Consider the following 26,526-nt stretch of genomic DNA (forward strand, 5'->3'; position numbering starts at 1 on the left):
CGGTCCGGCCAGGGTGTGGGTTCGAGCGTAGGTGAGGTGTCGTGGCACCGGTAGCGTTGTGGCTGTGAGCAAGACGACGTCCGTGACCCCCTCGACCTCCTCGACCGCCTCGCCCCGCTCGTCCTCCGCCCGGTCGGCGGCCCGCGACCTCCCGATCCGGATGCTGCACGACCGGCTGCTCGTCGACCCGGAGGTCGACGCGAGCGAGCGGCAGAGCTCGGCGGGCCTCGTCATCCCCGCGACGGCGGTCGGCCCCAAGCGCCTGGCATGGGCCGTCGTCGTCGCCGCTGGTGAGCACGTGCGCCAGGTGGCCGTGGGCGACCGCGTCCTGTTCGACCCGGACGACCGCGCGGAGGTCGAGCTCGGAGGACGGGACCTCGTGCTGCTGCGCGAGCGTGACGTGCACGCCGTCTCCCAGGAGCCCGAGGAGGACGGCCCGACCGGGCTGTATCTCTGAACCGCGCCGTGAGCCCGTCGCCGGGCGGGGCGCCGGGCGCTGTCGCCGACGTCACACGGGAGCGGGCGGAACGGATTTTCCCGGCGCGCCCACGGCTGCTAGTGTTTTCTCTCGCGCGCCATTAGCTCAATTGGCAGAGCAGCTGACTCTTAATCAGCGGGTTCGGGGTTCGAGTCCCTGATGGCGCACCACCACCGATCGGGCCGTCCGCATGGCGGGCGGCCTGAGCCGTGCCGGTCGAGGGACCGGGGCGGCGGCGGGAGCGGAACTCCTCGTGCAGGACGACCCGCGGCCGCTGGTAGTGTTCCCTCTCGCGCGCCATTAGCTCAATTGGCAGAGCAGCTGACTCTTAATCAGCGGGTTCGGGGTTCGAGTCCCTGATGGCGCACCCTTCCTGACCAGGCCGTCCACCCTCCGGGTGGGCGGCCTGCGTCGTCCCGGGCCCGTGGCGCCCGTGCCGACGTCATCGCGTGCGGCTCCTGCCGGGCGCTCCGTCCTCCGTCCCCGTCGTCATCGTGCCGGGCACCCGACCGTCTCCCGGCGTTCGGATCGCGTTCGTCCCGTCTCGTCCGAGAGTTCACCCGTGCCCGGAATGGTCCGGTACGGGTGCGCTCGCCGCGGACGGCGGACCGTGCCCTTGCCTGTCGACGACGAAAGGACACACCGATGCGCACGCACGTGCACACGCCCCGCACCCGGAGAAGACGCCGAGCGCTCGCCGCCGTGGTCGGAGCGAGCCTCGCCGTGGGGACCGCGCTCCCCGTGACGGCGGCCGTGGCCGCCGACCGCGCGCCCACGCAGCGCGCCGCCGCGGCGGCGGAGGAGCCGAGCGGGACACCGGTGCTCCACCCCACTCCCGGGACGTACCTGGACGGCACGGTGACCGTCACGGCGCAGCCCGTCCTGGCCGGCGACCCGGTCCGTGAGCTCTCCGTCGACGGGCAGCCGCTCGCGGGCGCCACGGCGACCCCCGCCACGTCGCGTCTCCTGTTCGACGTGGGCAGCAACTCGATCGAGAAGCGCTACGGCAGCCACGTGCTCGTCAACGGCACGCGCCTCGAGCTCGACCGCGACATGGTCTCCGAGCGCGTGGCGCTCGACGTGCCGAACGACCTGCTCGTCCGGGGGGAGAACGCGGTGCGGTTCGTCGTGGGCGCCGTCCCCACGTCGTGCGGCTCGAACTACGACGACTTCGACCTCACCGAGGTCTCGCTCGAGCTGCTCGGCGAGGTCGCCGACGGCTCCGGCAACCGTTTCACCTACCAGCTCGGCGACGGCTCGTGCGGGACGAACACGTCCCGCGTCCTGACGGCAGACCTGACGTTCACGGTCGCCCAGGACCCGGCCGCGACGACCGGCCTCACGGCGGAGCTCGACACGACGACGCTCGAGAACGGCGCGCACACCCTCACGGCCACGACCGCGTCGGGCCAGACCGCGACGAGCGGCGTGACCGTGAACAACTCCGCGCCCGGCGCGCCGGCCCTGACCCCGGCGGACGGCGAGCTCCTCAACGGCGCGCGGACCCTCCTCGCGACCCCGCCCGCCGGGGGCGACGCCCCGACGGGCATCGAGGTCGACGGCGCGCCCCTCACCACGACCTCGACCCTCGGCGCCGGCTCGTCGCAGTTCGTCTTCACCGTGGGCTCGAACTCGATCGAGGCGCGCTACACCAACCACCTGCTCGTCAACGGCCAGCGCATCGACCTCGTCGACCGCGACTACGTGAGCGAGACCGTGCGCGTCGACGTGCCCAACGCGTACCTGGCCGCCGGGCGCAACACCGTCCGGTTCGTCACGGGCACCTACCCGACCTCGTGCGGCGACAACCGGGACGACTTCGCGATCTCGGGCATCGGCCTCGTGCCGAGCCACGGCACCGCGACCCCGGTCGACGTCGCGTCGTCGTACTCGCTCGGTGACGGCGACTGCGGCACGAGCGCGACCAAGCCGCGCGAGGCCGTCCTCACGTTCGACGTCGCCCCCGCCGCCGACGCCCCCGCGCCCGGCCTGCGCGCCGACCTCGACACCGCCACCCTGACCGACGGCGAGCATGTCCTGACCTCCTCGACCGCGGCGGGCGCCACGGCCCGTCGCACGGTCACGACCGACAACACGGGACCCGCCGTCGTGTCGAGCACGCCCGCGGCCGGGGCCGAGCTCGCCACGGCGACCAGCCTCGCGGTCGAGCTCACCGACGCCTCGGGCGTGCTCGAGGGCCCGTCCGTCACGCTCGACGGCGAGGCCGTCGAGGCGGGCGCACTCGTCGGCCCGGGCCTGGCGCCCGGGGCGCACGCGCTCGTCGTCACGGCGACGGACGTGCTCGGCAACGCGAGCACGCACGAGATCGGCTTCACGAGCCTCGGCGTCCCCGACGTCCCGACCGACATCACCCCCGCGACCGGGACGACCGGGGTCGAGGGCTCCGTCGAGCTCGAGGCGCGTGTGAGCGCCCCCGGCGGCGGCGACGTCACGGCGACGTTCGCACGCGCCGACGTGCGCTCGCCCGTGGTCGCGGCGCAGGGCGAGACCGCCGAGGTGCCCACCGACGTGCTGCACGTCGACGGCGAGAGCCCGGCCGACGTCGGCGCGCTCGTCCCGGGCGACGGCGCGACGCTCGACGCGGCGCCCGCCGCCGACGTCGCGTTCCAGCGCTTCGAGATCCCGGCCGAGGGGGACGTGGCCGGGCAGACCGTCCGGTGGGACGGCGTCATCGACCCGCAGCGCCTCGCGACGCTCCACGTCTGGGACGGCGCGGCCTGGGAGGCGCTCGTCTCCGCACGCGGTGCCGTCGAGGGGCCGACGAGCCTGACCGCCACGCTGTCCGCGCGGCACGCGACGCAGGGGACGGTCCACGTCCTCGTCACCGGCACCGACCCGTTCGCCGACGACATCGACGACGGCGTCGGCACCGAGGAGCCGACGTCGTTCGCGGACCGCGACGCGTACGACTTCTCGATGGTCCACTTCACGGATACCCAGTACCTGTCCGAGGGGGCCGTCGAGCAGGAGACCGCCGAGGAGCGCGCGGTCTGGGCGAAGACCTACACCGACCTCGTGCAGTGGGTCGTCGACAACGCCGACGAGCGCGGCATCGAGTACGTCGCGCACACGGGCGACATCATCGAGAACTACACGCGCACGCCGGCCGACGACGCGATGGCGGCCCAGGTCCGCGGCGAGTACGAGTTCTCGTCGTCCGCCCAGCGCCTGCTCGACGACGCGGGCATCCCCAACGGCGTCCTGGCGGGCAACCACGACAACCTCACCGGCGCCGACAACGGCCCCGGCGCGCTCTACAACGCGTACTACGGCCCGGACCGGTACGAGGCGCTGTCGGCCGGCTGGCAGGACGCGTCCTACGGCGGCCCGTGGCGCGAGGGCGACAACCAGAACCACTACGACCTGTTCACGGCCGGCGGCCTGGACTTCGTCGCGGTGTACCTCTCGTACGGCGTGACCGACGAGGAGGCCGCCTGGGCCGACGGCGTGCTCGAGCAGTTTGCCGACCGCAACGCGATCCTGCTCGCGCACGACTACCTCGCCCCGAGCACGAACCCCGACGGCCGCGGGGCGCCGTTCTCCACGCCCGACGGGCGGCTGCTGTACTCGAAGGTCGTCGAGCCGAACCCGAACGTCTTCCTCGTGCTCTCCGGCCACGAGCACGGCGTGGGGATCAACGTGAAGCGCGACGTGGGCACGCCCGGCAACGGCGTCGTCGAGCTGCTCGCGGACTACCAGTTCTACGAGGTCACCGCGGAGGAGGCCGGCCTCACCGAGATCGGCGGCTACGCGCCCGACCAGGGCCTGCGGCTCGGGTCGAGCTACCTGCGCCTCCTCCAGTTCGACGTCGACCGCTCCGAGCTCGTCGTCGACACGTACTCGCCGTGGCTCGAGAACTTCGGGGCCACGGAGTACGACGACCGTCAGCGCTACAACGGGCTCGAGGACGACTTCACGGTGCCGGTGGACCTGACGACCCGCACGACCACGCTCGTGACGGACGCCGTGGCGCTCTACGCCCCGGCCGAGGAGATCGGGAGCGTCTCCGTCCCGTCGGGCGAGGTCGCGCGCGTGACCTGGGACGGTCTCGACGCCGGGGCCCTGCACGCGTGGGTCGTCACGGCGACGAGCGCGGGCGGCGGAACGGCCGTGTCGCCGGTCACCACGTTCACGACGGCCCCCGCCCAGGACGGCCTCGTCGTCTCGACGACGGCGCGCAGCCAGTGCATGGCGGGCACGGCGTACGTCGCGGTCCGCGCGACCAACGCCGACACCGTGCCGGTCGACGTCACGCTGAGCACGCCGTACGGCGAGCGCACGGTCGCGGCCGTGCAGCCCGGCGCGTCGGCGTACCAGTCGTTCGCCGTGCGCTCGACGCAGGTCGCCGCGGGCACCGCCCACGTGGCCGCGACCGGCGACGGCCGCACGTTCGCGGGCGACGTCGCGTTCGACGCGGCGTCGTGCGGCTGACCCGTGCGCCGCGCAGGTGACCGGGGCGACCCGGTGACGCGCGGCGACGAGCGGTGAGTAGTGGCCCCCGAGCACTCGCGCTCGGGGGCCACTACTCCGTTCTCGGCCCGGTAGCCGTCGTGGTCAGACGGCGGCCCACCCGCCGTCGCTGTGCAGCACGGTGCCGGAGACGTTCGCCGAGTCGTCCGAGAGCAGCCACGTGATCGCCGCGGCGAGCTCGTCGGCGCTCGCGGCGGGCGGGACGGTCGTCGCCATGATCGGGCCGAGCCGCTCGCCGGCGAACTGCGAACGGAAGGGCGCCTCGATGCTCGTCGCGACGGCACCGGGCGCGACGACGTTCGCCCGCACGCCCTGCGGGGTGTAGAAGAAGGCCGTGCTCTTCGTGAAGCCGACGATCGCGTGCTTCGACGTCGCGTACGCGGTGCCGGAGGCCGACGCGCGCGACCCCGCCTCGGACCCGACGTTGACGATCGACCCCTTCCCGGCGTCGAGCATGAGGGGCAGCACCGCGCGCGTGAGCCGCATGACGGCCGTGACGTTGACGGCCATGACGAGGTCCCAGGTCGAGTCGTCGACCTCGGCGCTCGGCAGGAAGCCGTCCATGATGCCCGCGACGTTGGCGAGCGCGTCCACCCGGCCGCCCGCGGCGGCGACCACCGCGTCGACCGTCGTCTGCGCGCTCACGTCACCCGCGACCGTCACGAGGGCGTCGGTCCCGACGTCCGCCACGAGCTTCTCCAGGCGGTCCTCCCGGACGTCCGTCGCGACGACGCGCGCGCCCTCCGCGAGCAGCCGCTCGACCGTCGCGCGCCCGATGCCGGCGCCCGCGCCGGTGACGATCGCGGTGCGGCCCTCGAACCGGCCGGGAACGTGGTTGCTGACCATGACGGCTCCTTCCGTCCGCGCCGGCACTGCCGTCGTCCGGCGTCCTGGTCCCATCCCATCTGCCTCCCCTCGCGCGCGCGAGGGCCGATCGTCCCGGGGCCCGTGCCGGTGGTCCCTGCCGGTGGTGTCCCGGCCGCGCACGCCGGGGTAGGGTCGGCGGCGTGACGCACCCGTCCGTGACCCTCTGGTGGCCGGCCGCCTGACGGCCGGTGACCTCATCCGGCCGTGCCCCGACGACGTGGGCGGCCTCGGCGGACCCCGGAGCACGCGTCGTCGGCCCAGCGGCCGTACCTGAGCTGGAGCCCCCAGAATGACGACACAGCAGTCTCCCGTCTCCGTCCGGTCCCTCGAGCCGACCGGCGCGGAGGTGCCCTCGACCGTCCCGACGCACTGGTACAACCTCGCCGCGGACCTGCCCGAGCCCGTGCCGCCGCACCTGCACCCCGGCACGCGTGAGCCCCTCACGCCCGACGACCTCGCGCCGCTGTTCCCGCTCGCGCTCGTCCAGCAGGAGGTCACGACCGAGCGCTACGTCGAGATCCCGCAGACGATCCGCGAGATCTACGCGCTGTGGCGGCCGTCGCCGCTCGTGCGCGCGCGGCGCCTCGAGCGGGCCCTGGGTACCCCGGCCCGGATCTACTACAAGTACGAGGGCGTGAGCCCGGTCGGCTCGCACAAGCCGAACACCGCGGTCGCGCAGGCGTACTACAACGCGCTCGAGGGCACGACGAAGCTCACGACCGAGACGGGTGCGGGCCAGTGGGGCGCGTCGCTGTCCTTCGCGGGCGCGCTGCTCGGGCTCGACGTGGAGGTGTGGCAGGTGCGCGCGTCGTACGACTCCAAGCCGTACCGCCGCGCGCAGATGGAGGTCTACGGCGGGATCTGCCACCCGTCGCCGTCGGACCTCACCGAGGCCGGGCGCGCGATGCTCGCCGCCGACCCGGACACGACCGGCTCGCTCGGCATGGCGATCAGCGAGGCGGTGGAGACCGCGGCCAAGGACCCCGCGGCGCACTACGCGCTGGGCAGCGTGCTCAACCACGTCATGCTGCACCAGAGCGTCATCGGCCAGGAGGCGCTCGTCCAGCTCGACGAGGCGGGCGAGGGCGCGCCGGACGTGGTGTTCGGGTGCGCGGGCGGCGGGTCCAACCTCGCGGGCCTGACGTTCCCGTTCCTGGGCCGCAGCCTGCGCGAGGGCACGACGACGCGGCTCGTCGCGTGCGAGCCGGCCGCGTGCCCGTCGCTCACCCAGGGCGAGTACCGCTACGACTTCGGCGACGTCGCGGGCCTCACGCCGCTGCTCAAGATGCACACGCTCGGCAAGGACTTCGTCCCGCCGGCGATCCACGCGGGCGGGCTGCGGTACCACGGCATGTCGCCGATGGTGTCGCACGCGGTGCACCTCGGTCTCATGGACGCCGTCGCCGTCGACCAGGACGACGCGTTCGTCGCGGGCACGCTCTTCGCGCGCAGCGAGGGCATCATCCCGGCGCCCGAGTCGACGCACGCCGTCGCGGCCGCGATCGCGCACGCGCGCGCGGCGACCGAGCCCGAGGTGATCGTGCTCGGGCTGTCGGGCAACGGCATCCTCGACCTGCCGGCCTACGCAGCGTACGTCTGACGGACGCCCCCGGGCGCCCCGCGCGATAGGTCCCCGCGCGGGGCGCCCGTACCCTGGTGCGATGCCCGACCCGAGCCCCGACACCCTCGACGACCGCCCGCGCTACCGCACGCAGCCCGTGTCGTTCGTGCGACGCAGCGGGCGCCTCGCGCCGCGTCAGCAGCGCGCATGGGACGAGCACCGGGACCGCTACGTGGTCGACGTGCCGCGCGACGTCGCGCGGACGTCGGTCGACCCGGCGTACGTGCTCGACGTCGCGGGGACCTTCGGACGCGAGGCGGGCCTCGTCGTCGAGATCGGCTCGGGCCAGGGCGAGGCCGTGGTGGCCGCGGCCGAGCGCGAGCCGGGCACCGACTTCCTCGCGGTCGAGGTGTACGCGCCGGGCCTGGCGCAGACCGTGCTGCGCGCGTCCCAGCGCGACCTGACGAACGTGCGGCTGGTCCAGGCGAACGCGGCCGAGCTGCTGGCTACGACGCTGCCCGCGGGGAGCGTCGACGAGCTGTGGGTGTTCTTCCCGGACCCGTGGCACAAGTCCCGCCACCACAAGCGGCGCCTGGTGACGCCGTCGTTCGCGGCGGTCGCCGAGCGGGTGCTGCGGGCGCCGGGCGAGGGGGACGGCGCGCGGCCCGGTGGGACGCTGCGCCTCGCCACGGACTGGGCCGAGTACGCGGAGCAGATGATCGACGTGCTCGACGCCGCGCCCGGGCTGCGCAACGTCCACGGCCCGCGCGGCGTGGCGCCGCGCTTCGAGGGGCGCGTGCTCACCGGGTTCGAGCGCAAGGGCGAGAACGCCGGCCGCGTCATCACCGACCTGGAGTACGTGCGCGTCTGACGCGTCGGGGACCGGCGCCCGACCAGCCGCGCCGGGTTCTTGCGGACAGAAGTGATCTACGGCACATTGTGCCGGGGGCGGAACGTCGCCCCGGGCACGCAGTGTCGCGTGCGGTCGCGTCGACAGGGTGGCCGTCTGCGGGTGCGGGCTCTGTGTCAGTCCACGGAATGAGCCAACGGAGGCGTCATGACCGACGTGACGGCCGGCCCCGGAACGGGGCCCGCCGAAGAGACCGACTACCAGCGCGTACAACGCTCGCCCGAGTTCCAGGACCTGCGCAGGCGCTTCCGGAACTTCGTGTTCCCGATGACCGCGCTGTTCCTCGTGTGGTACTTCGTCTACGTCCTGCTGGCGAACTACGCGCACGACTTCATGAGCATCCGGGTGTGGGGGAACATCACGGTCGGGCTGCTCTTCGGCCTCGGCCAGTTCGTGTCCACGTTCGCGATCACCATGATCTACGCGCGCTGGGCCAACAAGCGCTTCGACGCCGCGGCGGACGAGCTGCGCCGGGAGATCGAGGAGGACGAGCTGTGAGCGCTCACCTCCTGGCCGCAGAGGCCACCGACGTCGGGAACCCGGTCGTCAACGTCGCGATCTTCGGCGTCTTCGTCGCCGTGACGCTCGTCATCGTGCTGCGCGCGTCGCGGCAGAACAAGTCCGCCGCGGACTACTACGCGGGTGGTCGGTCGTTCACCGGGCCGCAGAACGGCACCGCCATCGCGGGCGACTACCTCTCGGCCGCGAGCTTCCTCGGGATCTGCGGGGCCATCGCGATCAACGGGTACGACGGCTTCCTCTACTCGATCGGGTTCCTCGTCGCGTGGCTCGTCGCGCTGCTGCTCGTCGCCGAGCTGCTGCGCAACACCGGCAAGTTCACGATGGCCGACGTGCTGTCCTTCCGGCTCAAGCAGCGTCCGGTGCGGATGGCGGCGGCGCTCGCGACCCTGGCCGTCGTGTTCTTCTACCTGCTCGCCCAGATGGCCGGCGCGGGCGGGCTCGTGGCCCTCCTGCTCGGCGTCTCCTCGACGGCGGGGCAGAGCGTCGTCGTCGCGGTCGTGGGCGCGCTCATGATCCTCTACGTGCTCGTCGGCGGTATGAAGGGCACCACGTGGGTGCAGATCATCAAGGCCGTGCTGCTCATCGCGGGCGCCGCGGTCATGACGGTGTGGGTGCTCGCCAAGTTCGGCTTCAACCTCTCCGACCTGCTCCAGGGCGCCATCGACAAGGCGGGCGTCGGCGGCGAGGCGCTCATCGAGCCCGGCAAGCAGTACGGCGCGACCGGCACCACCAAGCTCGACTTCCTCTCGCTCGCCCTGGCCCTCGTGCTCGGCACCGCCGGGCTGCCGCACGTGCTCATGCGGTTCTACACCGTGCCGTCGGCCAAGGAGGCCCGTCGCTCGGTCGTCTGGGCGATCTGGCTCATCGGCATCTTCTACCTGTTCACGCTCGTGCTGGGGTACGGCGCCGGGGCGCTCGTGGGGCCGGAGACGATCAGCGCGGCGCCAGGCGGCGTGAACTCGGCGGCGCCGCTGCTCGCGTTCGCGCTCGGCGGCGAGATCCTGCTCGGCTTCATCTCCGCCGTCGCGTTCGCGACGATCCTCGCCGTCGTGGCGGGCCTGACGATCACCGCGGCCGCGAGCTTCGCCCACGACATCTACGCCAACGTCATCAAGCGGGGCGAGGTGAAGCCCGACGGCGAGGTCAAGGTCGCGCGGATCACCGTCGTCGTCATCGGGATCCTCGCGATCCTCGGCGGCATCTTCGCCCAGGGCCAGAACGTCGCGTTCCTCGTGGCGCTCGCGTTCGCGGTCGCGGCGAGCGCGAACCTGCCGACGATCCTCTACTCGCTGTTCTGGAAGCGGTTCAACACGTCCGGGGCGCTGTGGAGCATGTACGGCGGGCTCGTCTCGTGCGTCGTGCTCATCGCGTTCTCGCCGGTCGTGTCCGGCAAGGTCGACCCGGTCACGGGCGCGAGCCTGTCGATGATCAAGAACACCGACATCGACTTCGCGGTCTTCCCGCTGAGCAACCCCGGCATCATCTCCATCCCGCTCGCGTTCCTGCTCGGGATCCTCGGGACGCTGCTCAGCAAGGAGAAGCCGCACCCGGAGAAGTTCGCCGAGATGGAGGTCCGCTCGCTCACGGGCGCGGGGGCCGAGAAGGCGGTCACGCACTAGCGGGACGCTCTCGCTCCGCACGAGGACGCCCTCGGTCCGCCCGGGCCGGGGCGTCCGCGCGTCCTGTGGTCCGGTCGACGCGCGCTGCGGTCCCGCCGGTCGACGTCCCTCGCGCCGCAATCCCGTCGCCGTGGGCACGGCCCGCGACGTACGGTCGCGCCATGACCTCTCCGACCCCACCCGCCGCGGCCGCTCGCGCGGGGGCGCCGGCGCCGGTCCTCGTGGTCACCGGGGCGATGGCCTCGGGCAAGTCGACCGTCGCCGAGGCGCTCGCGCGGACGTTCCCGCTCGCAGCGCACGTGCGCGGTGACCTGTTCCGGCGGCTCGTCGTGAGCGGGCAGGCCTCGATGGCGCCGCCCCTGTCGCCCGCTGCCCGCGCCCAGCTCGACCTGCGGCAGCAGCTCGCGGCCCAGGCCGCGGACACGTACGCCGCGGCCGGCGTGGTCGCCGTCGTCCAGGACATCCTGCTCGGGCCCGACCTGGAGCGGTTCACGGCGCGCGTGCGCACCCGCCCGTGCTACGCCGTCGTGCTCGCGCCCGACGCCGCGACGCTCGCCGCGCGCGACGCGGCCCGGCACAAGCAGGGGTACGGGGACTGGACCCCCGGCGAGTTCGCGGCTGCGGCGCGGGAGACGCCCGGCGGCCTGCACCTCGACACGACCGGGTGGTCCGTCGCCGAGACCGTCCGGCAGGTCCTCGACCGGCTCGACGAGGCGCGCGTCGACTGAGGCCGCCGACGTCCCGCTGAGCGACGACCGCGACACCGCGTGAGGATGGGCCCATGACGAGCGACCCGCAGCACCAGACCGCGCCCGACGAGACCTACGACGTGATCGTGATCGGCGGCGGGCCCGTCGGGGAGAACGCCGCCGACCGCGCCGGGCGCACGGGCCTGAGCGTCGCGCTCGTCGAGGCCGAGCTCGTGGGCGGCGAGTGCTCGTACTGGGCGTGCATCCCCTCCAAGACGCTCCTGCGGCCCGGCGCGGCACGCGCCGAGGCGCGGGGCGTCCCCGGCGTGGGCGTCGACGACGCGCTCGACGTCCCCGCGGTGCTCGCGCGCCGCGACGCGATGGTGGCGGACTGGGACGACGGCGGCCAGGTCTCGTGGGTCGAGGGCGTGGGGATCGCGCTCGTGCGCGGGCTGGGGCGGATCGTCGGGCCGCGCCTCGTGGAGGTCGTCGCGGAGGAGCCTGACGCCGACCCGGACGGCCTGCCGCGCGTCCGCCGGATCGCGGCCCGGCACGCCGTGATCGTCGCGACCGGGAGCGTCCCCGTGCTCCCGGACGTGCCCGGCCTCGCCGACGTGAACCCCTGGACGAGCCGCGAGGCGACGGCGGTCGAGGACGTGCCGGAGTCGCTCGTGATCGTGGGCGGGGGAGTGGTCGCGACCGAGATGGCCGTCGCGTTCACCGACCTGGGCGCACGCGTCACGGTGCTGTCGCGCGGCGGCCTGCTCGGTCGGACCGAGCCGTGGGCGGGCGAGGCGGTGGCCGCGTCCCTCCGGGAGCTCGGCGTGGACGTGCGTCTCGGCGTGGGCACCGAGTCGGTCGAGGCGCTGCCCGACGGCGGGGCGCGCCTCACGCTGTCGGCCGCCGGGTCGCGGCCGGGCGAGGGCCGCGCCGACGGGGCGCCGGACCTGTCGCCCGTGACCGCGGAGCGCGTCCTCGTCGCGACCGGCCGCGTCCCGCGGACCCAGGACCTCGGCGTCGACGCGGTCGGGCTCGTCCCGGGGCGCGCGCTCGACGTCGACGACACGATGCTCGTCCGAGGGGTGGCGCCGGGCGGCACCGAGGAGTCCGGCGGCTGGCTGTACGCCGCGGGCGACGTCACCGGGCGGGTCGCGACGACCCACCAGGGCAAGTACCAGGGCCGGGTCGTGGGCGACGTCGTCGCGGCCCGGTTCGGCGACCCGGACGCCGACGGGGCGCCGACCGCGGGGGAGCGCGCGCCCGCCGTCGGCGCGACGCCCGAGCCGTGGTCCCGGTTCGCCGCGACGGCCGACGGCGTCGCGTCCCCGCAGGTCGTCTTCACGCGTCCCGAGGTCGCGGCGGTCGGGCACACCGAGGCGTCCGCGCGCGAGGCCGGGATCGACGTGCGGGTCGTGCGGTACGACCTCGCGAACGTCTCCGGCGCCGCGGTGCGCGCCGAGGACTACGCCGGCAGCGCCCAGCTCGTCGTCGACGCCGCGCGCGAGGTCGTCGTCGGCGCCACCTTCGTCGGCCCCGACGCGGCGGAGATGCTGCACGCCGCGACGATCGCCGTCGTGGGCGAGGTCCCGCTGCGCCGCCTGTGGCACGCGGTGCCGTCGTACCCGACGGTGAGCGAGGTCTGGCTGCGGTTCCTCGAGGAGTACGGGCTCTAGGACCCGCGCCCGCGCCGGGGCGGGCGCGTCACAGGAGCAGGGCGCCCGCGCGGCCGCCCCGTCCCCTAGGCTCGGGGCGTGACGACCGAGACCTCAGCCCCGCGCGTCGCTCTCGCGACGTGCTCCGTCCTGCCGCACCTCGACCCCGACGACGCGCCGCTCGTCCGCGCGCTCGACGCCCGCGGCGTCGCCGCGCAGCCCGCCGTCTGGGACGACCCCGACGTCGACTGGGACGCGTTCGACGCCGTCGTCGTGCGCTCGACGTGGGACTACTCGGCCCGGCGCGACGAGTTCGTCGCGTGGGCGACGCGCGTCCCGCGCATCCTCAACACTGAGGCCGTGCTGCGCTGGAACACCGACAAGGGCTACCTGCGCGAGCTCGAGCGCGCGGGGATCCCCGTCATCCCGACGCTGTGGCTCGACCCCGCGCGCAACCTGTCCTCGCGCGCGATCCACACGCGCCTTCCCGCGCAGGGCGACTTCGTGATCAAGCCCGTCGTGAGCGCGGGCGCCAAGGACACCGGCCGCTACCAGGCGGGTGAGGCCCACTCGCGCGGACTGGCGATCCAGCACGCCAAGAACCTGCTGGTCTCGGGTCGCGAGGTCATGGTGCAGCCGTACGTGACGAGCGTCGACACCGCGGGGGAGACGGGGCTGGTCTTCGTCGACGGGGAGTTCTCCCACGCCGTGCGCAAGAACGCGCTCCTCACCGGCCCGCACCGCCCGACCCGCGGCCTGTACCAGCAGGAGGAGATGAGCCCGTTCACCGCGACCGAGGAGCAGCTCGACGTCGCGCGCCGGGCGCTCGCGGCGGCGGCCGACGCGGTCGGCGGCGGGGACGCGGCGAGCTTCCTGTACGCGCGCGTCGACGTCGTGACGGGCAACGACGGCGGAGTCGTCGTCATCGAGCTCGAGCTCACCGAGCCGTCGCTGTTCCTCGCCCTCGCCCCGGGGTCGCTCGACCGGTTCGCCGACGCGATCGCTGCTCGCGTCGCTGCCTGACGCCGCTCCCGCCGCACCGGCGCGGAGACGTCGCGTGAGCCGTTCACATCGTCTCGTGCGGTGAGAAGGTCGCGGTTCGAGGATGGCGTCGGGCTCGCCCGACCGTACGGTGTCGCCTCGTCCCGCGACACCGAGAGGCCGACCATGCTGCCGATCCGCACCGACGCTCCGACCCCCGTGGCCGGTACCGGCGCCGCGCGGGGTTTCACCACGCGCCAGGTCCACGCGGGCGACGTCGCGTGCGACCCCGGCGGCGTGCGCCCGCGCGCGACGCCCGTCTACCTCACGGCGGGGTTCCGGTTCGACGACTTCGAGCAGGCGGGGGCCCACTTCGGCACGGGGGAGGGGTACGCGTACACCCGGCACGGCAACCCGACGACGGATGCCGCCGAACGCAAGGTGGCGGACCTCGAGGGTGGCGCGGAGGCGCTGCTCGTGGCGAGCGGGCAGGCGGCGGTCACGGTGGCGGTGCTCGCCCTCGTCGCCGCGGGGCAGCGCGTCCTGTCCGCGACGAGCGTCTACGAGGGGACGCGCGGGCTGTTCCTGGAGAACCTGCCGCGACTCGGGATCGAGACCGGGTTCGTCGAGGACGCCAACGACCCCGACGAGTGGGACCGGCGGATCACGCCCGACACGCGCGTGCTGTTCTGCGAGTCGGTCCCCAACCCCCGCAACGACCTGGTCGACCTCGCCGCCGTCGCGCGCGTCGCGCACGCGCACGGGCTGCCGCTGGTCGTCGACAACACGCTCGCCACCCCGTACCTGCTGCGTCCGATCGAGCACGGGGCGGACGTCGTCGTGCACTCGGCGAGCAAGTTCCTCGCCGGGCAGGGCGCGGTGCTCGGCGGCGTCGTGGTCGACGCCGGGACGTTCGACGCCGAACGGTCCGGCGCGTTGTTCCCGCACCTCGTGGAGCGGACTCGACTCGGCGGTCCCGGCTATGCCGAGCGCTTCGGGGGGAGCGCCCGCATCGCCTACGCGCGCGAGAACGTGGCGCCGCGGCTGGGGCCGACGCCGTCGCCGTTCACGGCGTTCCTCGTCGCGCAGGGGGTCGAGACGCTCTCGTTGCGCGTGGCGCGGCAGAGCGCCGTCGCGCTCGAGGTGGCCGAGTGGCTCGCCGGGCGCCCCGAGGTGCTCTCGGTCGACTACTCGGGACTCCCGTCGAGCCCGTCGCACGACCTCGCGCGGCGCTACCTGCCCGACGGCCAGGGGTCGGTCTTCTCCTTCACGCTGCGCGACGGGGAGCGTGCCGCGCGGCACGTGGTCGAGAGCGTGCGCCTCTTCACGCACATGACGCACCTGGGAGACGTGCGCTCGCTGGTCCTGCACCCCGCGAGCACGAGCCACGTGCTGCGCTCGCCGGAGGAGCAGGCGGCCGCGGGCATCTGGCCGGGCACGCTGCGCGTCTCGATCGGCATCGAGGACCCGCTGGACCTGGTCGCCGACCTCGAGCAGGCCCTGACGACCGTCCCGGCTGCTCCAGGGAGGGCGTCGTGAGCCGTCCGCAGCACCTGGGGTGGTTCCTCGCGCGCGGCTTCGGACCCCACGGCTGGGGCCACCCGTATCTCGACTGGGGCTACCGCTGGACGTCTCCCGACCTCTACCAGCAGTCCGCCCGCGAGCTCGACCAGGCCGGACTCGACCTCCTGGTCATCGAGGACGCGCCGTCGCTGGGCTCGGCCGCGACGATCGACCTGCGCGTGCGGCACGCGTTCGGCGGGCCCAAGCTGGACCCGCTGCTCCTCGCGCCCTACCTCTTCCAGGCGACGCGGCACCTCGGTGTCGTGCCGACCGTCAACCCCGCCGCGGTCGGCCCGTACACGGCGGCGCGCCAGCTCGCGACGCTGCAGCACCTCAGCGGCCACCGGCTCGGGCTCAACGTCGTGACCGACACGGGCTCCGCCCGGCACTTCGGGGACGGTGCGCCCCTCGCCCACGACGCCGCGTACGACCGTGCGGAGGAGTGGCTCGACGGCGTGCGGTCGCTGTGGCGGAGCTGGGACGAGGGGGCGCTCGTCGCGGACCCGGCCAGCGGGCGGTACGCCGACGGGAGCCGGATGGACGCGGTCCGTCACCGTGGCGAGCACTACGCGTTCGACGGTCCCCTCAACTTCGTGCCCTTCACCGACGGTGAGCCGGTCGTCGTGTCGCCGGGCGGCTCGGGCCGGGGCCTCGCCTTCGCGGGTGCGCGGTCCGACGTGCAGCTCGCGCTGGCGCCGCTGGACGTCGAGAGCGTGCGCGCGTACCGGGGACGGGTCCACGCGGCCGCGGTGGCGGCCGGGCGCTCGCCGTCCGACGTGAAGATCCTCTTCGCGGTCCAGCCGGTGCTGGTGTCGAGCCGGGAGGAGGCCGACCGGCTCGTCGCCGCGTCCGCCCACCCGGACGACGACACCCTCCGCCGGGTCGCGAAGCGTCAGTCGAGCGATCTCGAGACCGACCTGACGGCGCTCGACCTCGACCGGCCGCTCGACCTCGGGGTCTTCGGCGACCACGTCTCGCACGGGAGCATCGCCCGTCTGGTCGGGACGCACGACACCGCCACGACGCCGCTGCGCACGCTGCTCGGCGCCCAGGCGCGGCTCGGGCGGCTGTCGGACCGCAGCGGGTTCGTCGGCACGGCCGACGAGCTCGCCGACGTGTTCGAGGAGCTCGGTGACGACGCCGACAACGACGGGTTCCTGCTGTGGGGCGACCTGCACCCGGTCACCGTGCACCGCACGCTCGACGAGCTCGTCCCGGTCCTGCGCCGCCGCGGGATCCTCCGCACCGATCACGGGGCGTCGCTCCGGGAGAACCTCGCAGCGTTCTGACCCGCGGTCGTCACCGCCACGAGCGCGGCCCGGGAGCCGACGAGACCGTCGCCCCCGGGCCGCGCTCCTGAGCGACCGATCCTCGTCAGGCCAGGCCGTTCTCCGACAGCCAGTCCGCCGCGATGTCCTCGGGCGAGCGCTGGTCCTCGGTGGACTCCACGTTCAGGGCGACGAGGCCCTCGGGCGTGAGCGCCGCGCTGACGGGGTTGATGACGTCCGCGATCTCGTCGGCGATGTCCGCGTTGACGAGCGGCACGACGTTCGAGGCGAGGAACAGGCTCTCCGGGTCCTCGAGCGTCACGAGCTTCTCGGTCTGGATGCGCGGGTCGGCGCTGAACACGTTCGCGACGTTCACCGTGCCGGCGACGAGGTCCTGGACGGTCGTGTCTCCCGTGGCGACGAACGACACGTCGACGCCGTACACGTCCTTGAGACCCTGCGGGCCGTAGGGGCGCTGCTCGAGCTCCGCGGGCCCGCCGAGGGTGAGCGGCACGTCGAGGCCCGCGAGGTCGGCGATGCTCGTGAGGTCGTGCTCCGTGGCGAACGCCTCGGTCACGTTGTACGAGTCCTGGTCGGTCGCGCTCGACTGGTCGAGGACGGTGAGCCCGTCGGGCAGCGCCTCCTGGAGCGCGGCGTACACGTCGTCGGGAGACGTCGCCGTGGTCTCCGGGTCGAAGAACTGCAGCAGGTTGCCCGTGTACTCGGGGAAGAGCTGGACCTCGCCGCTCTCGAGCGCCGGCATGTAGGCGTCGCGCTGGCCGATCGAGAAGTTCCGCTCGACCGTGAAGCCCTCGGCCTCCAGGGCCTGGGCGTAGATCTCGGCGATGATCTCGTTCGAGTAGTACGCCTGGGAGCCGACGACGATGGTGTCGGACGCCGCGCTCCCGCCGTCGGAGGTCCCGGTGTCGGCGTCGAGCGGGTCGGACCCGCCGCCGCAGGCGGTGAGCGTGAGGACGGCGGTCGCCGCGGCGGCGACGAGGGCGGCGGTGCGTCGGGTGGTGCGCATGTGTCTGCCTTTCTGAGAGCCGTCCCGGGGACCGGGAGGGAGTGGGAGAGGTCGGTCTGGCGGTGGGCGGTACGGCGGTCGGGGCCCGCGCGTCAGGCGGTGGTCGGTGCGGGGACCCGGCGGCGGCGCCGCCGGGCAGGTTCGTCGTCCGAGGAGCGGCCCGCGGTCACGCCCCGCGGCACGACGACCCGCTGGAGGATCGCGAACAGCGCGTCGAGCACGACGGCCAGGACGACGATGACGAGGGCGGCGCCGAGGATCTGGGAGAAGTCGCGGATCTGGATGCCCTGCACGATGTAGAAGCCGAGGCCCCAGTTGCCGACGTACCCCGCGAGGGTGACCGTCGCGACGACCTGGAGCGTCGCGGAGCGCAGGCCGCCGATGAGCAGCGGGAGCCCGAGCGGCACCTCGGCCCTGAACAACACCTGCCACCCCGTCATGCCGACGGACCGGGCCCCGTCGACGACGCGCCGCTCGACGGCCTCCACGCCCGCGTAGGCGCCGGCGAGGATGGGCGGGATCGCCAGCAGGACGAACGCCGTCGTGGACGCCGCGATCTTGTGGGTCACGCCGAGGACGAGGACGAGGAGGAGGACGAGCCCGAAGGACGGGACAGCACGGGCCGCGCCCGAGAGGGCGACCGCGAACTCCCGCCCGCGTCCGGTGTGGCCGATGGCCCAGCCCGCCGGGATCGCGATCGCCGCGGCGATGAGCACGGAGACGAAAGTGAACGCCAGGTGGGTCCAGATCGCCTCAGGGAGGGGGAGCGCGCCGGTCAGCCGGGCGGGCGAGAAGATCCAGGCGACCGCGTCGGAGAAGAGGTTCATGCGCGCACCTTCCGGGACCAGGGCATGACCGCTCGCCCGGCGAGCACGAGCAGCAGGTCGACGAGGAGGGCGATGACGACGACCGCGACGACGCCCGAGAGGATCTCGGCGACGATCTGCCGCTGGTAGCCGTTGGTGAAGAGGTACCCGAGGTTGTCGATCCCGATGAGGATGCCGACCGTCGCGAGCGAGATGGTCGACACCGCCGTGACGCGCAGCCCGGCGAGCACGACCGGGCCCGCGAGCGGGAGGTCGACCTGCCAGAAGCGTCGCCACGGCCCGTAGCCGACCGCGAGGGCCGCCTGCCGCACCGTCGGGTCGACCGAGGCCAGGGCGTCCGCGACGAACCGGGTCATGATCGCCACGGCGTAGATCGTCAGCGCGACGACCAGGTTGAGCTCGGACAGGAAGCTGATGCCGAGGAGCGGCGGGAGCAGCGCGAACAGCGCGAGCGACGGGATCGTGTAGAGCAGCCCGACGAGGGTGAGCACGAGGCCCCGCGTGAGGCGGAACCGGAAGGCGAGCCAGCCCAGCGGGATCGAGACGAGGAACCCGAGCACGATGGGCAGCACGCACTGGCTCAGGTGCTCGACCGTGAGGCGGCCGATGAGGTCGAGGTTGTCCAGGACCCAGGTCATGCGCCACCCTCGGCGTGGTCGTCGACCAGGACGCCCTGCGTGCGGCCGGTGCCGTCCACGAGCACGGTCCCGTGGGCCGTGCGCTTCGTGTGCAGCGCCCGGGCGCCGCGCTCCGCCCCGATGAAGCTCGCGACGAACTCGCTCGCAGGGTTCTCGATGATCTCGCTGGGCGACCCGATCTGGGCCACCTGCGCCCCCTTCTCGAGGATGACGACCTGGTCGCCGAGCAGGAAGGCCTCGTCGATGTCGTGCGTGACGAAGACGACCGTCTTCTCCAGCTCGCGCTGGAGCCGGATCGTCTCCGTCTGGAGCTCGGCGCGCACGATCGGGTCGACGGCCCCGAACGGCTCGTCCATGAGGAGGATGTTCGGGTCCGCGGCGAGCGCGCGCGCCACGCCGACGCGCTGCTGCTGGCCACCCGAGAGCTGGCTCGGGTAGCGGTCCGCGAGCGCCCGGTCGAGCCCGACGGTGTCCAGCAGCTCGAGCGCGCGGTCGCGCGCCTGCCGGCGCGGCGTGCCCTCGAGGCGCAGGACCGTCGTCACGTTGTCGACGACCTTGTGGTGGGGGAGGAGCCCGCCGTTCTGGAGCACGTAGCCGATGCTGCGGCGCAGCTTCACGGGGTCCCGGTCGAGGATGGAGGCTCCGTCGATCTCGATCGTTCCCGACGTGGGCTCCACCATGCGGTTGATCATGCGCAGGAGCGTCGTCTTGCCGCTCCCGGACGACCCGACGAGCACCGTCGTGCGGTGGGGCGGGATCACCAGGTCGAAGTCCGCGACCGCCGCCGTGCCGTCCGGGTACGTCTTGGTGACCGATCGGAACTCGATCATGGGGCGCTGCCTCCCGACAGTCGGTGAACGGCCTCCACCCAACCACGACCGCGGTTCGGCCAGTCAAGCGCAATGCCTCGCGTCTCACAGACCGTACGACGAACCACCGACACGTCGCACTCGCACCGGTACGTCGGCTTCGCGTCGTGGCACGTCCCGTGGGTCCACCTCGGGCCGCGCGGGATTCTCCCGTGACGCTCGTCACGTCGGGGCCTATCGTGGCGCTGTGCCGCACCTCGACTCCCTGCTCGCCTTCTCGCTCGCCTCGCTCGTGCTCGTCGTGGTCCCCGGTCCGAGCGTGCTCTTCGTCGTCGGCCGGTCGCTCGCGCTCGGGCACCGGGGCGGGGTGCTGAGCGTCCTCGGCAACGAGCTCGGGGCGCTGACTCTCGTCGCCGCCGTGGCGCTCGGGGTCGGGACCGTCGTCGCGACGTCCGTCGCGGTGTTCACGGTCGTGAAGCTGGTCGGTGCGGCCTACCTCGTCTACCTCGGCGTCCAGGCGGTTCGGCACCGGCGGGAGGGGACCGTCGCGGTCGCGGTCGCGCCCGTGCGCGAGCCGTGGTGGCGGGTCGTGCGGCAGGGCTACGTCGTCGGCGTGACGAACCCGAAGACCATCGTGTTCTTCGTCGCGGTCCTGCCGCAGTTCACGGACTTCCACGCCGGGCGCGTGCCCGCACAGATGATGGTGCTCGGGCTGGTCTTCGCGGTGATCGCGTTCGTGTGCGACAGCGCGTGGGCGCTGGCCGCGGGCGCCGCACGGTCGTGGTTCGCGTCCTCGCCCGGGCGCCTGAGCGCGGTCCGCGCGACGGGCGGCGGCATGATGGTCGGCCTGGGCGGCGTCCTCGCCGTCGCCTCGCACCGGTCCGCCTGACACGGACGTCGAGCGCCGGGGAGACGCGGCGAGGGCCGGTCTCCGTCTCGGAGACCGGCCCTCGCCGTCTGGGGTGAGTAACGGGACTTGAACCCGCGACCCCCTGGACCACAACCAGGTGCTCTACCAGCTGAGCTATACCCACCAAGACCGGCGCGTGAAGCACCGGCCGTCGAAAAGTGTACCTGGTCCCCGAGGGGCTCCCGGACCGCTTTTCGAGGTCAGGAGTCGGCGGACCCTGTGACGGTGGCCACGGAGGTCTCGGCGTCGTCGTCGGCCGGTCGGGTCCGGCCGCGCGTGACGCTCGTCGCCACGACCTGCTCGGCGACCTTGCGCGCCGTCGCAGAGTCGGGGCCGGGCTGGGGCACGAACACCGCGGCGCGGTAGTAGCGCAGCTCGTCGATGCTCTCGAGGATGTCCGCGAGCGCGCGGTGGCCGCCGTGCTTCTCCGGCGACGAGAAGTAGGCGCGCGGGTACCAGCGGCGCGAGAGCTCCTTGACGGACGACACGTCGATGATCCGGTAGTGCAGGTGGCTCATGAGCGCGGGCATGTCGCGGTCGAGGAAGCCCTTGTCGGTGCCGACGGAGTTGCCGGCCAGCGGGGCCTTGCCCGGCTCGGGGACCCACGTGCGGACGTAGTCGAGGACGCGCTGCTCGGCCTCGGCGAGCGTCAGGCCCTCGTCGAGCTCGTCGAGCAGCCCGGAGGTCGTGTGCATCTGGCGGACGAAGTCGCCCATCTGCTCGAGCGCCTCGGCCGGGGGACGGACGAGGACGTCGACCCCGTCGCCGAGCACGTTGAGCTCGGAGTCGGTGACCACGGCGGCGACCTCGACGAGGGCGTCGGCGCCCAGGTCCAGCCCGGTCATCTCGCAGTCGATCCAGACGATGCGTTCGTTCGCGTTCACAGGACTCACGGCCCACAGCCTAACCGTGGTGCGCGCGACGGCTCGGCGTGCCCGTGACGCGGAGCACGGCGGCGCGCGGGGAGGGGGCGCACGACGAAGGCCCCGGCTGTCCGGTCCACGGGGGTCCGGACGGTCGGGGCCTTCGGCGAGGTGTGCCGCCGCCTGTCGGGGAGGGTCCCCGGCCCGGCGAGCGGTCGGTGCGCGTCATGCGGTACCGCGCGGCAGGCGGGCCTGCCGGGTGTTCGCCGGGACGCGGGTCGTGGTGCGGCGCAGCTGCGACCGGCGCAGGGTCTGCTCCTGCAGCTGCTCGCGACGGCTGAGGGCCGCCACGTCGTACGTGATCAAGGGATGCATGGTCTGCTCTCGTGACGCTGGGTTCGTGGGTCTGGCCGGACCCTCCACCGCCCGGTACGGACCGGACGGACGTCACCGCGGTGTGGGTACATACGACCACGGTCGTCGTGGGCGGTGCATCCCTTTTTCGCCACGAGCGTCGGGTGCCGGTGCACGAATGACGGTCGGCCGCGCTGCGCCGTCGGCTCGCCGTGCGTAGCCTCCGGGGATGAGCGCGGGGGACGGGCAGGCAGGCGGCACGACGGGCGAACGGCGCGGCGCGTCCGCGCGCGAGGTCCTCGCGAGCGTGTGGCCGGGCGTGCTCCTGGTGCTCGCCGGGGTCGCGGGGTTCGCCCTCCTCCTCGACGCGGTCCGCGACCAGGAGGACCTGTGGCGGCTCGACGACCCGCTGCTCGCGTGGATGGTCGCGCACCGCACCCCGGTCGCGACGGGCGTCCTCACCGTGGTCACGACCGTGTTCGGCCCGTTCGTGCTCCCCGTCCTCGTCGCGGTGGGGTGCGTGGTGTGGGCGCGGCGCACGGGGACGTGGTGGGAACCCGGGCTGCTCGCGGGGGCCATGGTGCTCGCGACGCTGGTCTCGACGGTGCTCAAGGCGGTGGTCGCCCGGCCGCGGCCGCCCGACGTCTCGATGGTCGTCGCCGGGGTGGAGCGGTCGTTCTCCTTCCCGTCCGGGCACACGATCGGGGCGGCGACGCTCGTCCTGGTGGGCGGCTACCTCGTGTGGCACCGCCATCACGACGCGCGGGTCCTCGCGGTCTGGGCGGCGGCCTCCGTGCTCGTGATCGGCACCGTCGCGCTGAGCAGGCTCTACCTCGGGTACCACTTCCTCACCGACGTCCTGGCGGGGCTGTCGCTCGCCGTGGCGGTGCTCGGCGTCGTGGTCGCGGTGAGCCGCGTCCACGACCTCGTGGTCGCGCGTCGTGCGGCTCCCGGAGCGACGGGCGATTCTCGCTAAAGAACTCTTGCGCAAGAACTCTTTCCTGAACTAGCGTGGTCGGCATGAGCGCGCCAGCCGACCCGCACGCCAGCCCGCCGGACGTCCCGGCCGTCCCGACCGGCCCCGGCTCGGCGTCGTCGGAACGACTCCCGCGCGGCCCGAGGCCCGAGCCCGGGCAGGTCGTCGCGACCGACCCGGCGACCATCCGGGCGCTCGCCCACCCGCTGCGCCTGCGGATCCTCGCGCTGCTCGACGACGAGGGCGAGGTCACCGCGACGCGGTGCGCCGAGGCGACGGGCGAGTCCGTGGCGAGCTGTTCCTTCCACCTGCGGATGCTCGCCAAGTACGGGTACGTCGAGCCCGCGGAGCGGCGCGGCAAGGAGCGGCCGTGGCGCTCCGTCGGGCGTGGCCGCCAGACGAAGTTCGACCCCGACGTCCCGGAGTCCCTGCACGCCGCGGGCGCGGTGGCGACCCTCCTGCTGGACCAGGAGACGGCGCGCGTCCGGTCGTGGATCGCCGGGTCCGCCGCCGACGACCCGCAGTGGCTCCTCGCCTCGACGATGACCGGCGCGTCCTTCTACGCGACGCGCGAGGAGCTCGACGCGCTCGCCCGCGAGGTCGAGGCGCTCACGGACCGCTTCCGGGGGCGCTGGGACGACCCGTCGCTCCGTCCCGCGGGGGCACGTCGCGCGCGCCTCTTCTCCATCGTCAACGCCGACCTCCCGGAGGCCCCGCGATGAGCACGCCCCCCGAGCCGACGACCGTCGCCGCACGGACCGCGCCCGAGGACCTTCCCGCGGCGGCGTCGGAGACCGTCGCCGCGGCCGTTCCCACCGCTGCTCCAACCGGTGCTCCCGACAGCGTCCGGGACCCCCGCGCCGCGCTGCGCTCCCGCCCCTTCCGCCTCCTGTCGGTCGCGTGGGGGTTCACGAACTTCGCCGACTCGGTCCTCGCGATCATCCTCGCGGTGTGGGTGAAGGACCTCACCGGCTCCAACGGCGCGGCCGGGCTCGTGTTCGCGGCGCTCGGCCTGCCGGCGCTCGCGTCGCCGCTCCTCGGCCAGCTCGCCGACCGGGTGTCGCGCCGGCGGATGCTCGTCGTCACGTACCTCGTCGGCGCGGTGAGCCTGCTCGCCCTCCTCGCGGTCCGCGGGCCCGAGCAGGTCTGGCTCGTCTTCGTGGTGACGGTCGTCTACTCGGGCGTCGGGTTCGCGACCGCGGCGGCCCAGGCGGGCCTCGTGCGCGACATGCTCCCGGACGAGGCGATCGCCCCCGCGAACGGTCGGCTCACGACCATCGACCAGGTCTTCCGCCTCCTCATGCCGGTCGTCGGCGCGGGCGCGTACGCGCTCGCGGGCGCATGGCCGCTCGTGGTCGCGGCCTCGGTCGCGTTCGCGGTCGCGGGCACCGTGATCGGCCGCATCCGGCTCGTCGAGACGCCGCCGACCCCCGCCGCCGAGCGCGAGCCGTACCTGGCCGAGCTGACGGCGGGCTTCCGCCACCTCGTGCGCACGGCACCGCTCGGCGTGCTCACGCTCGCCATGCTCGTCGCGTTCGCGGGGGTCGGACTCCTGAACGCGGTCAGCCTCGCGATCGTCGAGGACGGGCTCGGCCTGCCCGCGGCGCTGCTGGGCCCGATCTCCTCCGTCCAGGCCCTCACCGCGATCGTCGCGGGGCTGACGGCGGCCCGTCTCGTCGCGCGGTGGGGCGCGCAGCGGCTCGTCGCCCTGGGGCTGCTCGTGCTCGCGCTCGGCATCGTCCCCGCGACGGGGACGAACGTCGTGGCGATCGTGCTCGGGCTGGGTGCGGTCGGCCTCGGCGCGACGTGGTCGATCGTCGGCTTCGTCACCGAGCGGCAGCTGCGCACGCCTCCGGGGCTCCAGGGGCGCGTCGCCGCGGCGAGCCTGCTGCTCGTCAACGTCCCGCAGCTCGTGCTGACCGTGGTCGGCGCGGCCCTCGTGGGCGCCGTCGACTACCGCGCCCTGCTCGTCGTGACCGTGGTCGGCATCCTCGTCGCCGCGGTCGTCTCCCTCCGGGGCCATCGCGCCACCGGCGAGCCCGCGGCCCGATGAGAGCGTCCTCTCCGCGAGGTAGACGCTGGTACGGCGAGGTAGAGGTCTGGTCCTGACCACGGCTCTCCCTCGCGAGACCACGGCTCTCGCTCGGCACGCCGGCGGGACGGGACGTCAGTCGTCGAGGCCGCGGGCGCGCAGCGCGTCTCCGAGCGCGTCGGCCTGGCGCAGGGCGCCGACGACGAGCGGGACCGCGTAGGCGCGGACGTCGCGCTCGCGGCCCCGGGCCCGGCAGGCGTCGCGCACGCGCTGGGCCAGGGCGGCGACGACGGGGACGCTGCGCACGGCGAGCGCCAGGACCAGGGCCGTGCGGTCGACGTCGACGCCGAGGCGGCGCAGCGGCCGCAGCCCACGCTCGATCGCGGCGAGGACGGCGGACGTCCGGGTCGTGAGCAGCACGAGCCCCGCGAGCGCGACGAGCGCGACGAGCCGGGTCGTGAGCACGACCGCGGGCACCGGGCCCAGGGCGAGCCACTGGACGGCGAGGAGCACGGGCACCACCAGACGCAGGGGCCGGACCTGGTCCCAGGCCGCCCCCGGACCCACGCCCGCGACCGCGTAGAGCGCACCGACGGCGAGGACCACGGCGCCGACCCCCGCCGGCGACGACACGAGGAGCACGACGGCCGAGGCCACGGCGAGACCCACGAGCTTGGTCCCGGCCGGAGCCCGGTGCAGCGCCGACCGCCCCGGCCGGTACGTCCCCGGGGTCACGGCGCCGCCGCGTCGACGAGGCGCAGGTAGTGCGCGACCGCGGGCCCCGGCTCGTCGTCCGCGACGACCCGCCCGCCGTCGACGACGAGCACCCGGTCCATCGCGTCCATGAGCGTCAGGTCGTGCGAGACGAGCACGACCTGCTGGGGGAGCGCCGCGAGCTCGGCGGCGAACCGACGCGTGTTGCGCAGGTCGAGGAGCGTCGTGGGCTCGTCGGCGACAACGAGCCGAGGCCCGGCGGCGAGCACGGACGTGAGCGCGAGGAGCTGCTTCTGCCCGCCCGAGAGGAGGTGGGCGGGATGGTCCGCGTGGTCCGCCAGGCCGCGCGCGGCCAGGGCAGCCCGCACGAGCGCGTCGCGCTCGGCCGGAGCGTGGCGCCGCAGCGAGTAGGCGACGTCCTCCGCGACGGTCGGCATGACGATCTGGGCGTCCGGGTCGGTGAACACGAACCCGACGCGCCGGCGGACCGCTGCGCCACCGCGGCGGGTGTCGAGCCCGTCGACCAGGACGCGGCCCGCCGTCGGTACGACGAGCCCGTTGAGCAGGCGCGCGAGCGTGCTCTTGCCCGAGCCGTTGGCCCCGACGATTCCCACGCGCCGCTCGCGCAGCTCGAGGTCGATCCCGCGGAGCACGTCCCGGTCGCCGAGGCGGACGTGCACGTCCTCGAGCCGGACCGTGCAGCCGGGCCCGGGCGCCTCCGGGTCGGGCGTGCCCGACGCGCCGGTCCCAGGGGTCACGCCGGGCGTCTCCACCG

The 26,526-nt window shown here is 74.0% G+C and carries 24 protein-coding genes and 3 tRNA genes; 17 read left to right on the forward strand and 10 right to left on the reverse strand.

The window, feature by feature from the left end; translation table 11 throughout:
* Nucleotides 1-160: 160 nt before the first annotated feature.
* The 4 genes from ACN9MS_RS07640 (at nt 161) to ACN9MS_RS07655 (ending at nt 4,930) form a co-directional block, all read left to right on the forward strand.
* Entirely contained in the window at nt 161-457 is a 297-nt protein-coding gene (locus ACN9MS_RS07640; RefSeq protein WP_426311860.1) for a GroES family chaperonin, read from the forward strand.
* A gap of 115 nt (nt 458-572) precedes the next feature.
* A tRNA-Lys gene (locus ACN9MS_RS07645) sits at nt 573-648 on the forward strand.
* A 124-nt stretch (nt 649-772) separates the two neighbouring features.
* Nucleotides 773-845 (forward strand) — tRNA-Lys (locus ACN9MS_RS07650).
* A 278-nt stretch (nt 846-1,123) separates the two neighbouring features.
* Nucleotides 1,124-4,930, forward strand: coding sequence for a metallophosphoesterase (locus tag ACN9MS_RS07655; protein ID WP_426311386.1), 3,807 nt, complete (start codon nt 1,124-1,126; stop codon nt 4,928-4,930).
* A 123-nt stretch (nt 4,931-5,053) separates the two neighbouring features.
* Here ACN9MS_RS07655 and ACN9MS_RS07660 read toward each other — a convergent pair whose 3' ends face one another.
* On the reverse strand, nt 5,054-5,815 hold the full coding sequence (locus ACN9MS_RS07660) for an SDR family NAD(P)-dependent oxidoreductase (protein WP_426311387.1): 762 nt from the start codon (nt 5,813-5,815) through the stop codon (nt 5,054-5,056).
* A 310-nt stretch (nt 5,816-6,125) separates the two neighbouring features.
* Between ACN9MS_RS07660 and ACN9MS_RS07665 the strand changes: the two genes are divergently transcribed.
* The 9 genes from ACN9MS_RS07665 (at nt 6,126) to ACN9MS_RS07705 (ending at nt 16,622) form a co-directional block, all read left to right on the forward strand.
* On the forward strand, nt 6,126-7,436 hold the full coding sequence (locus ACN9MS_RS07665) for a TrpB-like pyridoxal phosphate-dependent enzyme (RefSeq protein WP_426311388.1): 1,311 nt from the start codon (nt 6,126-6,128) through the stop codon (nt 7,434-7,436).
* Between the two features lie 61 nt (nt 7,437-7,497).
* Entirely contained in the window at nt 7,498-8,268 is a 771-nt protein-coding gene (gene trmB / locus ACN9MS_RS07670) for a tRNA (guanosine(46)-N7)-methyltransferase TrmB (RefSeq protein ID WP_426311389.1), read from the forward strand.
* 186 nt (nt 8,269-8,454) lie between these two features.
* Nucleotides 8,455-8,805 carry a DUF485 domain-containing protein gene (locus ACN9MS_RS07675; RefSeq protein ID WP_047233219.1) on the forward strand — a complete coding sequence of 117 codons (351 nt, stop codon included), beginning with the start codon at nt 8,455-8,457 and terminating at the stop codon, nt 8,803-8,805.
* Nucleotides 8,802-10,448 (forward strand): solute symporter family protein, encoded by a 1,647-nt coding sequence (locus tag ACN9MS_RS07680; protein WP_426311390.1) that lies wholly within the window; start codon nt 8,802-8,804, stop codon nt 10,446-10,448. Before ACN9MS_RS07675 ends, ACN9MS_RS07680 begins: the two co-directional genes overlap by 4 nt.
* Before the next feature lie 161 nt (nt 10,449-10,609).
* Nucleotides 10,610-11,176, forward strand: coding sequence for an AAA family ATPase (locus tag ACN9MS_RS07685; RefSeq protein WP_426311391.1), 567 nt, complete (start codon nt 10,610-10,612; stop codon nt 11,174-11,176).
* 53 nt (nt 11,177-11,229) lie between these two features.
* Nucleotides 11,230-12,810, forward strand: a complete 1,581-nt coding sequence (locus ACN9MS_RS07690; protein ID WP_426311392.1) for a dihydrolipoyl dehydrogenase family protein — start codon at nt 11,230-11,232, stop codon at nt 12,808-12,810.
* Between the two features lie 78 nt (nt 12,811-12,888).
* Nucleotides 12,889-13,812, forward strand: a complete 924-nt coding sequence (locus ACN9MS_RS07695) for an ATP-grasp domain-containing protein (RefSeq protein ID WP_426311393.1) — start codon at nt 12,889-12,891, stop codon at nt 13,810-13,812.
* Between the two features lie 144 nt (nt 13,813-13,956).
* Nucleotides 13,957-15,309 (forward strand): O-acetylhomoserine aminocarboxypropyltransferase/cysteine synthase family protein, encoded by a 1,353-nt coding sequence (locus ACN9MS_RS07700; protein WP_426311394.1) that lies wholly within the window; start codon nt 13,957-13,959, stop codon nt 15,307-15,309.
* A complete protein-coding gene (locus ACN9MS_RS07705) occupies nt 15,306-16,622 on the forward strand; it encodes an LLM class flavin-dependent oxidoreductase (RefSeq protein WP_426311395.1) in 1,317 nt (438 codons plus the stop codon). Before ACN9MS_RS07700 ends, ACN9MS_RS07705 begins: the two co-directional genes overlap by 4 nt.
* Nucleotides 16,623-16,707: 85 nt before the next feature.
* Here the strand turns inward: ACN9MS_RS07705 and ACN9MS_RS07710 are convergent, their stop codons facing one another.
* The 4 genes from ACN9MS_RS07710 to ACN9MS_RS07725 all read right to left on the reverse strand — a co-directional run bounded on the left by ACN9MS_RS07710 (nt 16,708) and on the right by ACN9MS_RS07725 (nt 19,923).
* Nucleotides 16,708-17,628, reverse strand: coding sequence for an ABC transporter substrate-binding protein (locus ACN9MS_RS07710; protein ID WP_426311396.1), 921 nt, complete (start codon nt 17,626-17,628; stop codon nt 16,708-16,710).
* A gap of 92 nt (nt 17,629-17,720) precedes the next feature.
* The gene (locus ACN9MS_RS07715) at nt 17,721-18,455 is read right to left on the reverse strand and encodes an ABC transporter permease (protein WP_426311397.1); all 735 of its coding nucleotides are present in this window, start codon (nt 18,453-18,455) and stop codon (nt 17,721-17,723) included.
* Nucleotides 18,452-19,093: an ABC transporter permease gene (locus ACN9MS_RS07720; RefSeq protein ID WP_047233210.1), complete on the reverse strand. Its 642-nt coding sequence runs from the start codon at nt 19,091-19,093 to the stop codon at nt 18,452-18,454. Before ACN9MS_RS07720 ends, ACN9MS_RS07715 begins: the two co-directional genes overlap by 4 nt.
* Nucleotides 19,090-19,923, reverse strand: coding sequence for an ABC transporter ATP-binding protein (locus ACN9MS_RS07725; RefSeq protein WP_426311398.1), 834 nt, complete (start codon nt 19,921-19,923; stop codon nt 19,090-19,092). The genes ACN9MS_RS07720 and ACN9MS_RS07725 overlap by 4 nt, the downstream gene beginning before the upstream one ends.
* 226 nt (nt 19,924-20,149) lie before the next feature.
* On the opposite strand from ACN9MS_RS07725, the gene ACN9MS_RS07730 reads away from it, so the two are divergent.
* Nucleotides 20,150-20,791: a LysE family translocator gene (locus tag ACN9MS_RS07730; protein WP_426311399.1), complete on the forward strand. Its 642-nt coding sequence runs from the start codon at nt 20,150-20,152 to the stop codon at nt 20,789-20,791.
* Nucleotides 20,792-20,860: 69 nt separating this feature from the next.
* On the opposite strand, the gene ACN9MS_RS07735 is transcribed toward ACN9MS_RS07730, so the two are convergent.
* From ACN9MS_RS07735 to ACN9MS_RS07745, 3 genes are all read right to left on the reverse strand, one after another.
* Nucleotides 20,861-20,936: transfer RNA gene (locus tag ACN9MS_RS07735), tRNA-His, on the reverse strand.
* Nucleotides 20,937-21,012: 76 nt separating this feature from the next.
* A complete protein-coding gene (gene orn, locus ACN9MS_RS07740) occupies nt 21,013-21,657 on the reverse strand; it encodes an oligoribonuclease (protein WP_426311861.1) in 645 nt (214 codons plus the stop codon).
* Between the two features lie 243 nt (nt 21,658-21,900).
* On the reverse strand, nt 21,901-22,050 hold the full coding sequence (locus ACN9MS_RS07745; RefSeq protein ID WP_426311400.1) for a hypothetical protein: 150 nt from the start codon (nt 22,048-22,050) through the stop codon (nt 21,901-21,903).
* 208 nt (nt 22,051-22,258) lie between these two features.
* Between ACN9MS_RS07745 and ACN9MS_RS07750 the strand changes: the two genes are divergently transcribed.
* The 3 genes from ACN9MS_RS07750 to ACN9MS_RS07760 are packed head-to-tail and all read left to right on the forward strand — an operon-like array spanning nt 22,259 to nt 25,058.
* Nucleotides 22,259-23,005 (forward strand): phosphatase PAP2 family protein, encoded by a 747-nt coding sequence (locus ACN9MS_RS07750; protein ID WP_426311401.1) that lies wholly within the window; start codon nt 22,259-22,261, stop codon nt 23,003-23,005.
* Nucleotides 23,006-23,049: 44 nt separating this feature from the next.
* Nucleotides 23,050-23,727, forward strand: a complete 678-nt coding sequence (locus ACN9MS_RS07755) for an ArsR/SmtB family transcription factor (protein WP_426311402.1) — start codon at nt 23,050-23,052, stop codon at nt 23,725-23,727.
* A complete protein-coding gene (locus tag ACN9MS_RS07760) occupies nt 23,724-25,058 on the forward strand; it encodes an MFS transporter (protein WP_426311403.1) in 1,335 nt (444 codons plus the stop codon). Before ACN9MS_RS07755 ends, ACN9MS_RS07760 begins: the two co-directional genes overlap by 4 nt.
* Nucleotides 25,059-25,172: 114 nt before the next feature.
* Here the strand turns inward: ACN9MS_RS07760 and ACN9MS_RS07765 are convergent, their stop codons facing one another.
* Both ACN9MS_RS07765 and ACN9MS_RS07770 read right to left on the reverse strand, forming a co-directional pair.
* Nucleotides 25,173-25,772: an energy-coupling factor transporter transmembrane component T family protein gene (locus ACN9MS_RS07765; protein ID WP_426311404.1), complete on the reverse strand. Its 600-nt coding sequence runs from the start codon at nt 25,770-25,772 to the stop codon at nt 25,173-25,175.
* Complete coding sequence (locus ACN9MS_RS07770) at nt 25,769-26,509, reverse strand: energy-coupling factor ABC transporter ATP-binding protein (RefSeq protein WP_426311405.1); 741 nt, start codon at nt 26,507-26,509, stop codon at nt 25,769-25,771. The genes ACN9MS_RS07765 and ACN9MS_RS07770 overlap by 4 nt, the downstream gene beginning before the upstream one ends.
* Nucleotides 26,510-26,526: the final 17 nt, after the last annotated feature.

Source organism: Cellulosimicrobium sp. E-16 (assembly GCF_049913115.1).
Lineage (GTDB): Bacteria > Actinomycetota > Actinomycetes > Actinomycetales > Cellulomonadaceae > Cellulosimicrobium.

Excerpts from the sequence above, each read along its gene's own strand:
- ACN9MS_RS07700 (WP_426311394.1), top strand. The coding sequence starts at position 13,957 with ATGCTGCCGATCCGCACCGACGCTCCGACCCCCGTGGCCGGTACCGGC.
- trmB (WP_426311389.1), top strand. The coding sequence starts at position 7,498 with ATGCCCGACCCGAGCCCCGACACCCTCGACGACCGCCCGCGCTACCGC.
- ACN9MS_RS07715 (WP_426311397.1), bottom strand. The coding sequence starts at position 18,455 with ATGAACCTCTTCTCCGACGCGGTCGCCTGGATCTTCTCGCCCGCCCGG.
- orn (WP_426311861.1), bottom strand. The coding sequence starts at position 21,657 with ATGACCGGGCTGGACCTGGGCGCCGACGCCCTCGTCGAGGTCGCCGCC.
- ACN9MS_RS07710 (WP_426311396.1), bottom strand. The coding sequence starts at position 17,628 with ATGCGCACCACCCGACGCACCGCCGCCCTCGTCGCCGCCGCGGCGACC.
- ACN9MS_RS07660 (WP_426311387.1), bottom strand. The coding sequence starts at position 5,815 with ATGGTCAGCAACCACGTTCCCGGCCGGTTCGAGGGCCGCACCGCGATC.
- ACN9MS_RS07755 (WP_426311402.1), top strand. The coding sequence starts at position 23,050 with ATGAGCGCGCCAGCCGACCCGCACGCCAGCCCGCCGGACGTCCCGGCC.
- ACN9MS_RS07725 (WP_426311398.1), bottom strand. The coding sequence starts at position 19,923 with ATGATCGAGTTCCGATCGGTCACCAAGACGTACCCGGACGGCACGGCG.
- ACN9MS_RS07745 (WP_426311400.1), bottom strand. The coding sequence starts at position 22,050 with ATGCATCCCTTGATCACGTACGACGTGGCGGCCCTCAGCCGTCGCGAG.
- ACN9MS_RS07675 (WP_047233219.1), top strand. The coding sequence starts at position 8,455 with ATGACCGACGTGACGGCCGGCCCCGGAACGGGGCCCGCCGAAGAGACC.
- ACN9MS_RS07665 (WP_426311388.1), top strand. The coding sequence starts at position 6,126 with ATGACGACACAGCAGTCTCCCGTCTCCGTCCGGTCCCTCGAGCCGACC.
- ACN9MS_RS07640 (WP_426311860.1), top strand. The coding sequence starts at position 161 with ATGCTGCACGACCGGCTGCTCGTCGACCCGGAGGTCGACGCGAGCGAG.
- ACN9MS_RS07655 (WP_426311386.1), top strand. The coding sequence starts at position 1,124 with ATGCGCACGCACGTGCACACGCCCCGCACCCGGAGAAGACGCCGAGCG.
- ACN9MS_RS07750 (WP_426311401.1), top strand. The coding sequence starts at position 22,259 with ATGAGCGCGGGGGACGGGCAGGCAGGCGGCACGACGGGCGAACGGCGC.
- ACN9MS_RS07760 (WP_426311403.1), top strand. The coding sequence starts at position 23,724 with ATGAGCACGCCCCCCGAGCCGACGACCGTCGCCGCACGGACCGCGCCC.
- ACN9MS_RS07690 (WP_426311392.1), top strand. The coding sequence starts at position 11,230 with ATGACGAGCGACCCGCAGCACCAGACCGCGCCCGACGAGACCTACGAC.
- ACN9MS_RS07685 (WP_426311391.1), top strand. The coding sequence starts at position 10,610 with ATGACCTCTCCGACCCCACCCGCCGCGGCCGCTCGCGCGGGGGCGCCG.
- ACN9MS_RS07720 (WP_047233210.1), bottom strand. The coding sequence starts at position 19,093 with ATGACCTGGGTCCTGGACAACCTCGACCTCATCGGCCGCCTCACGGTC.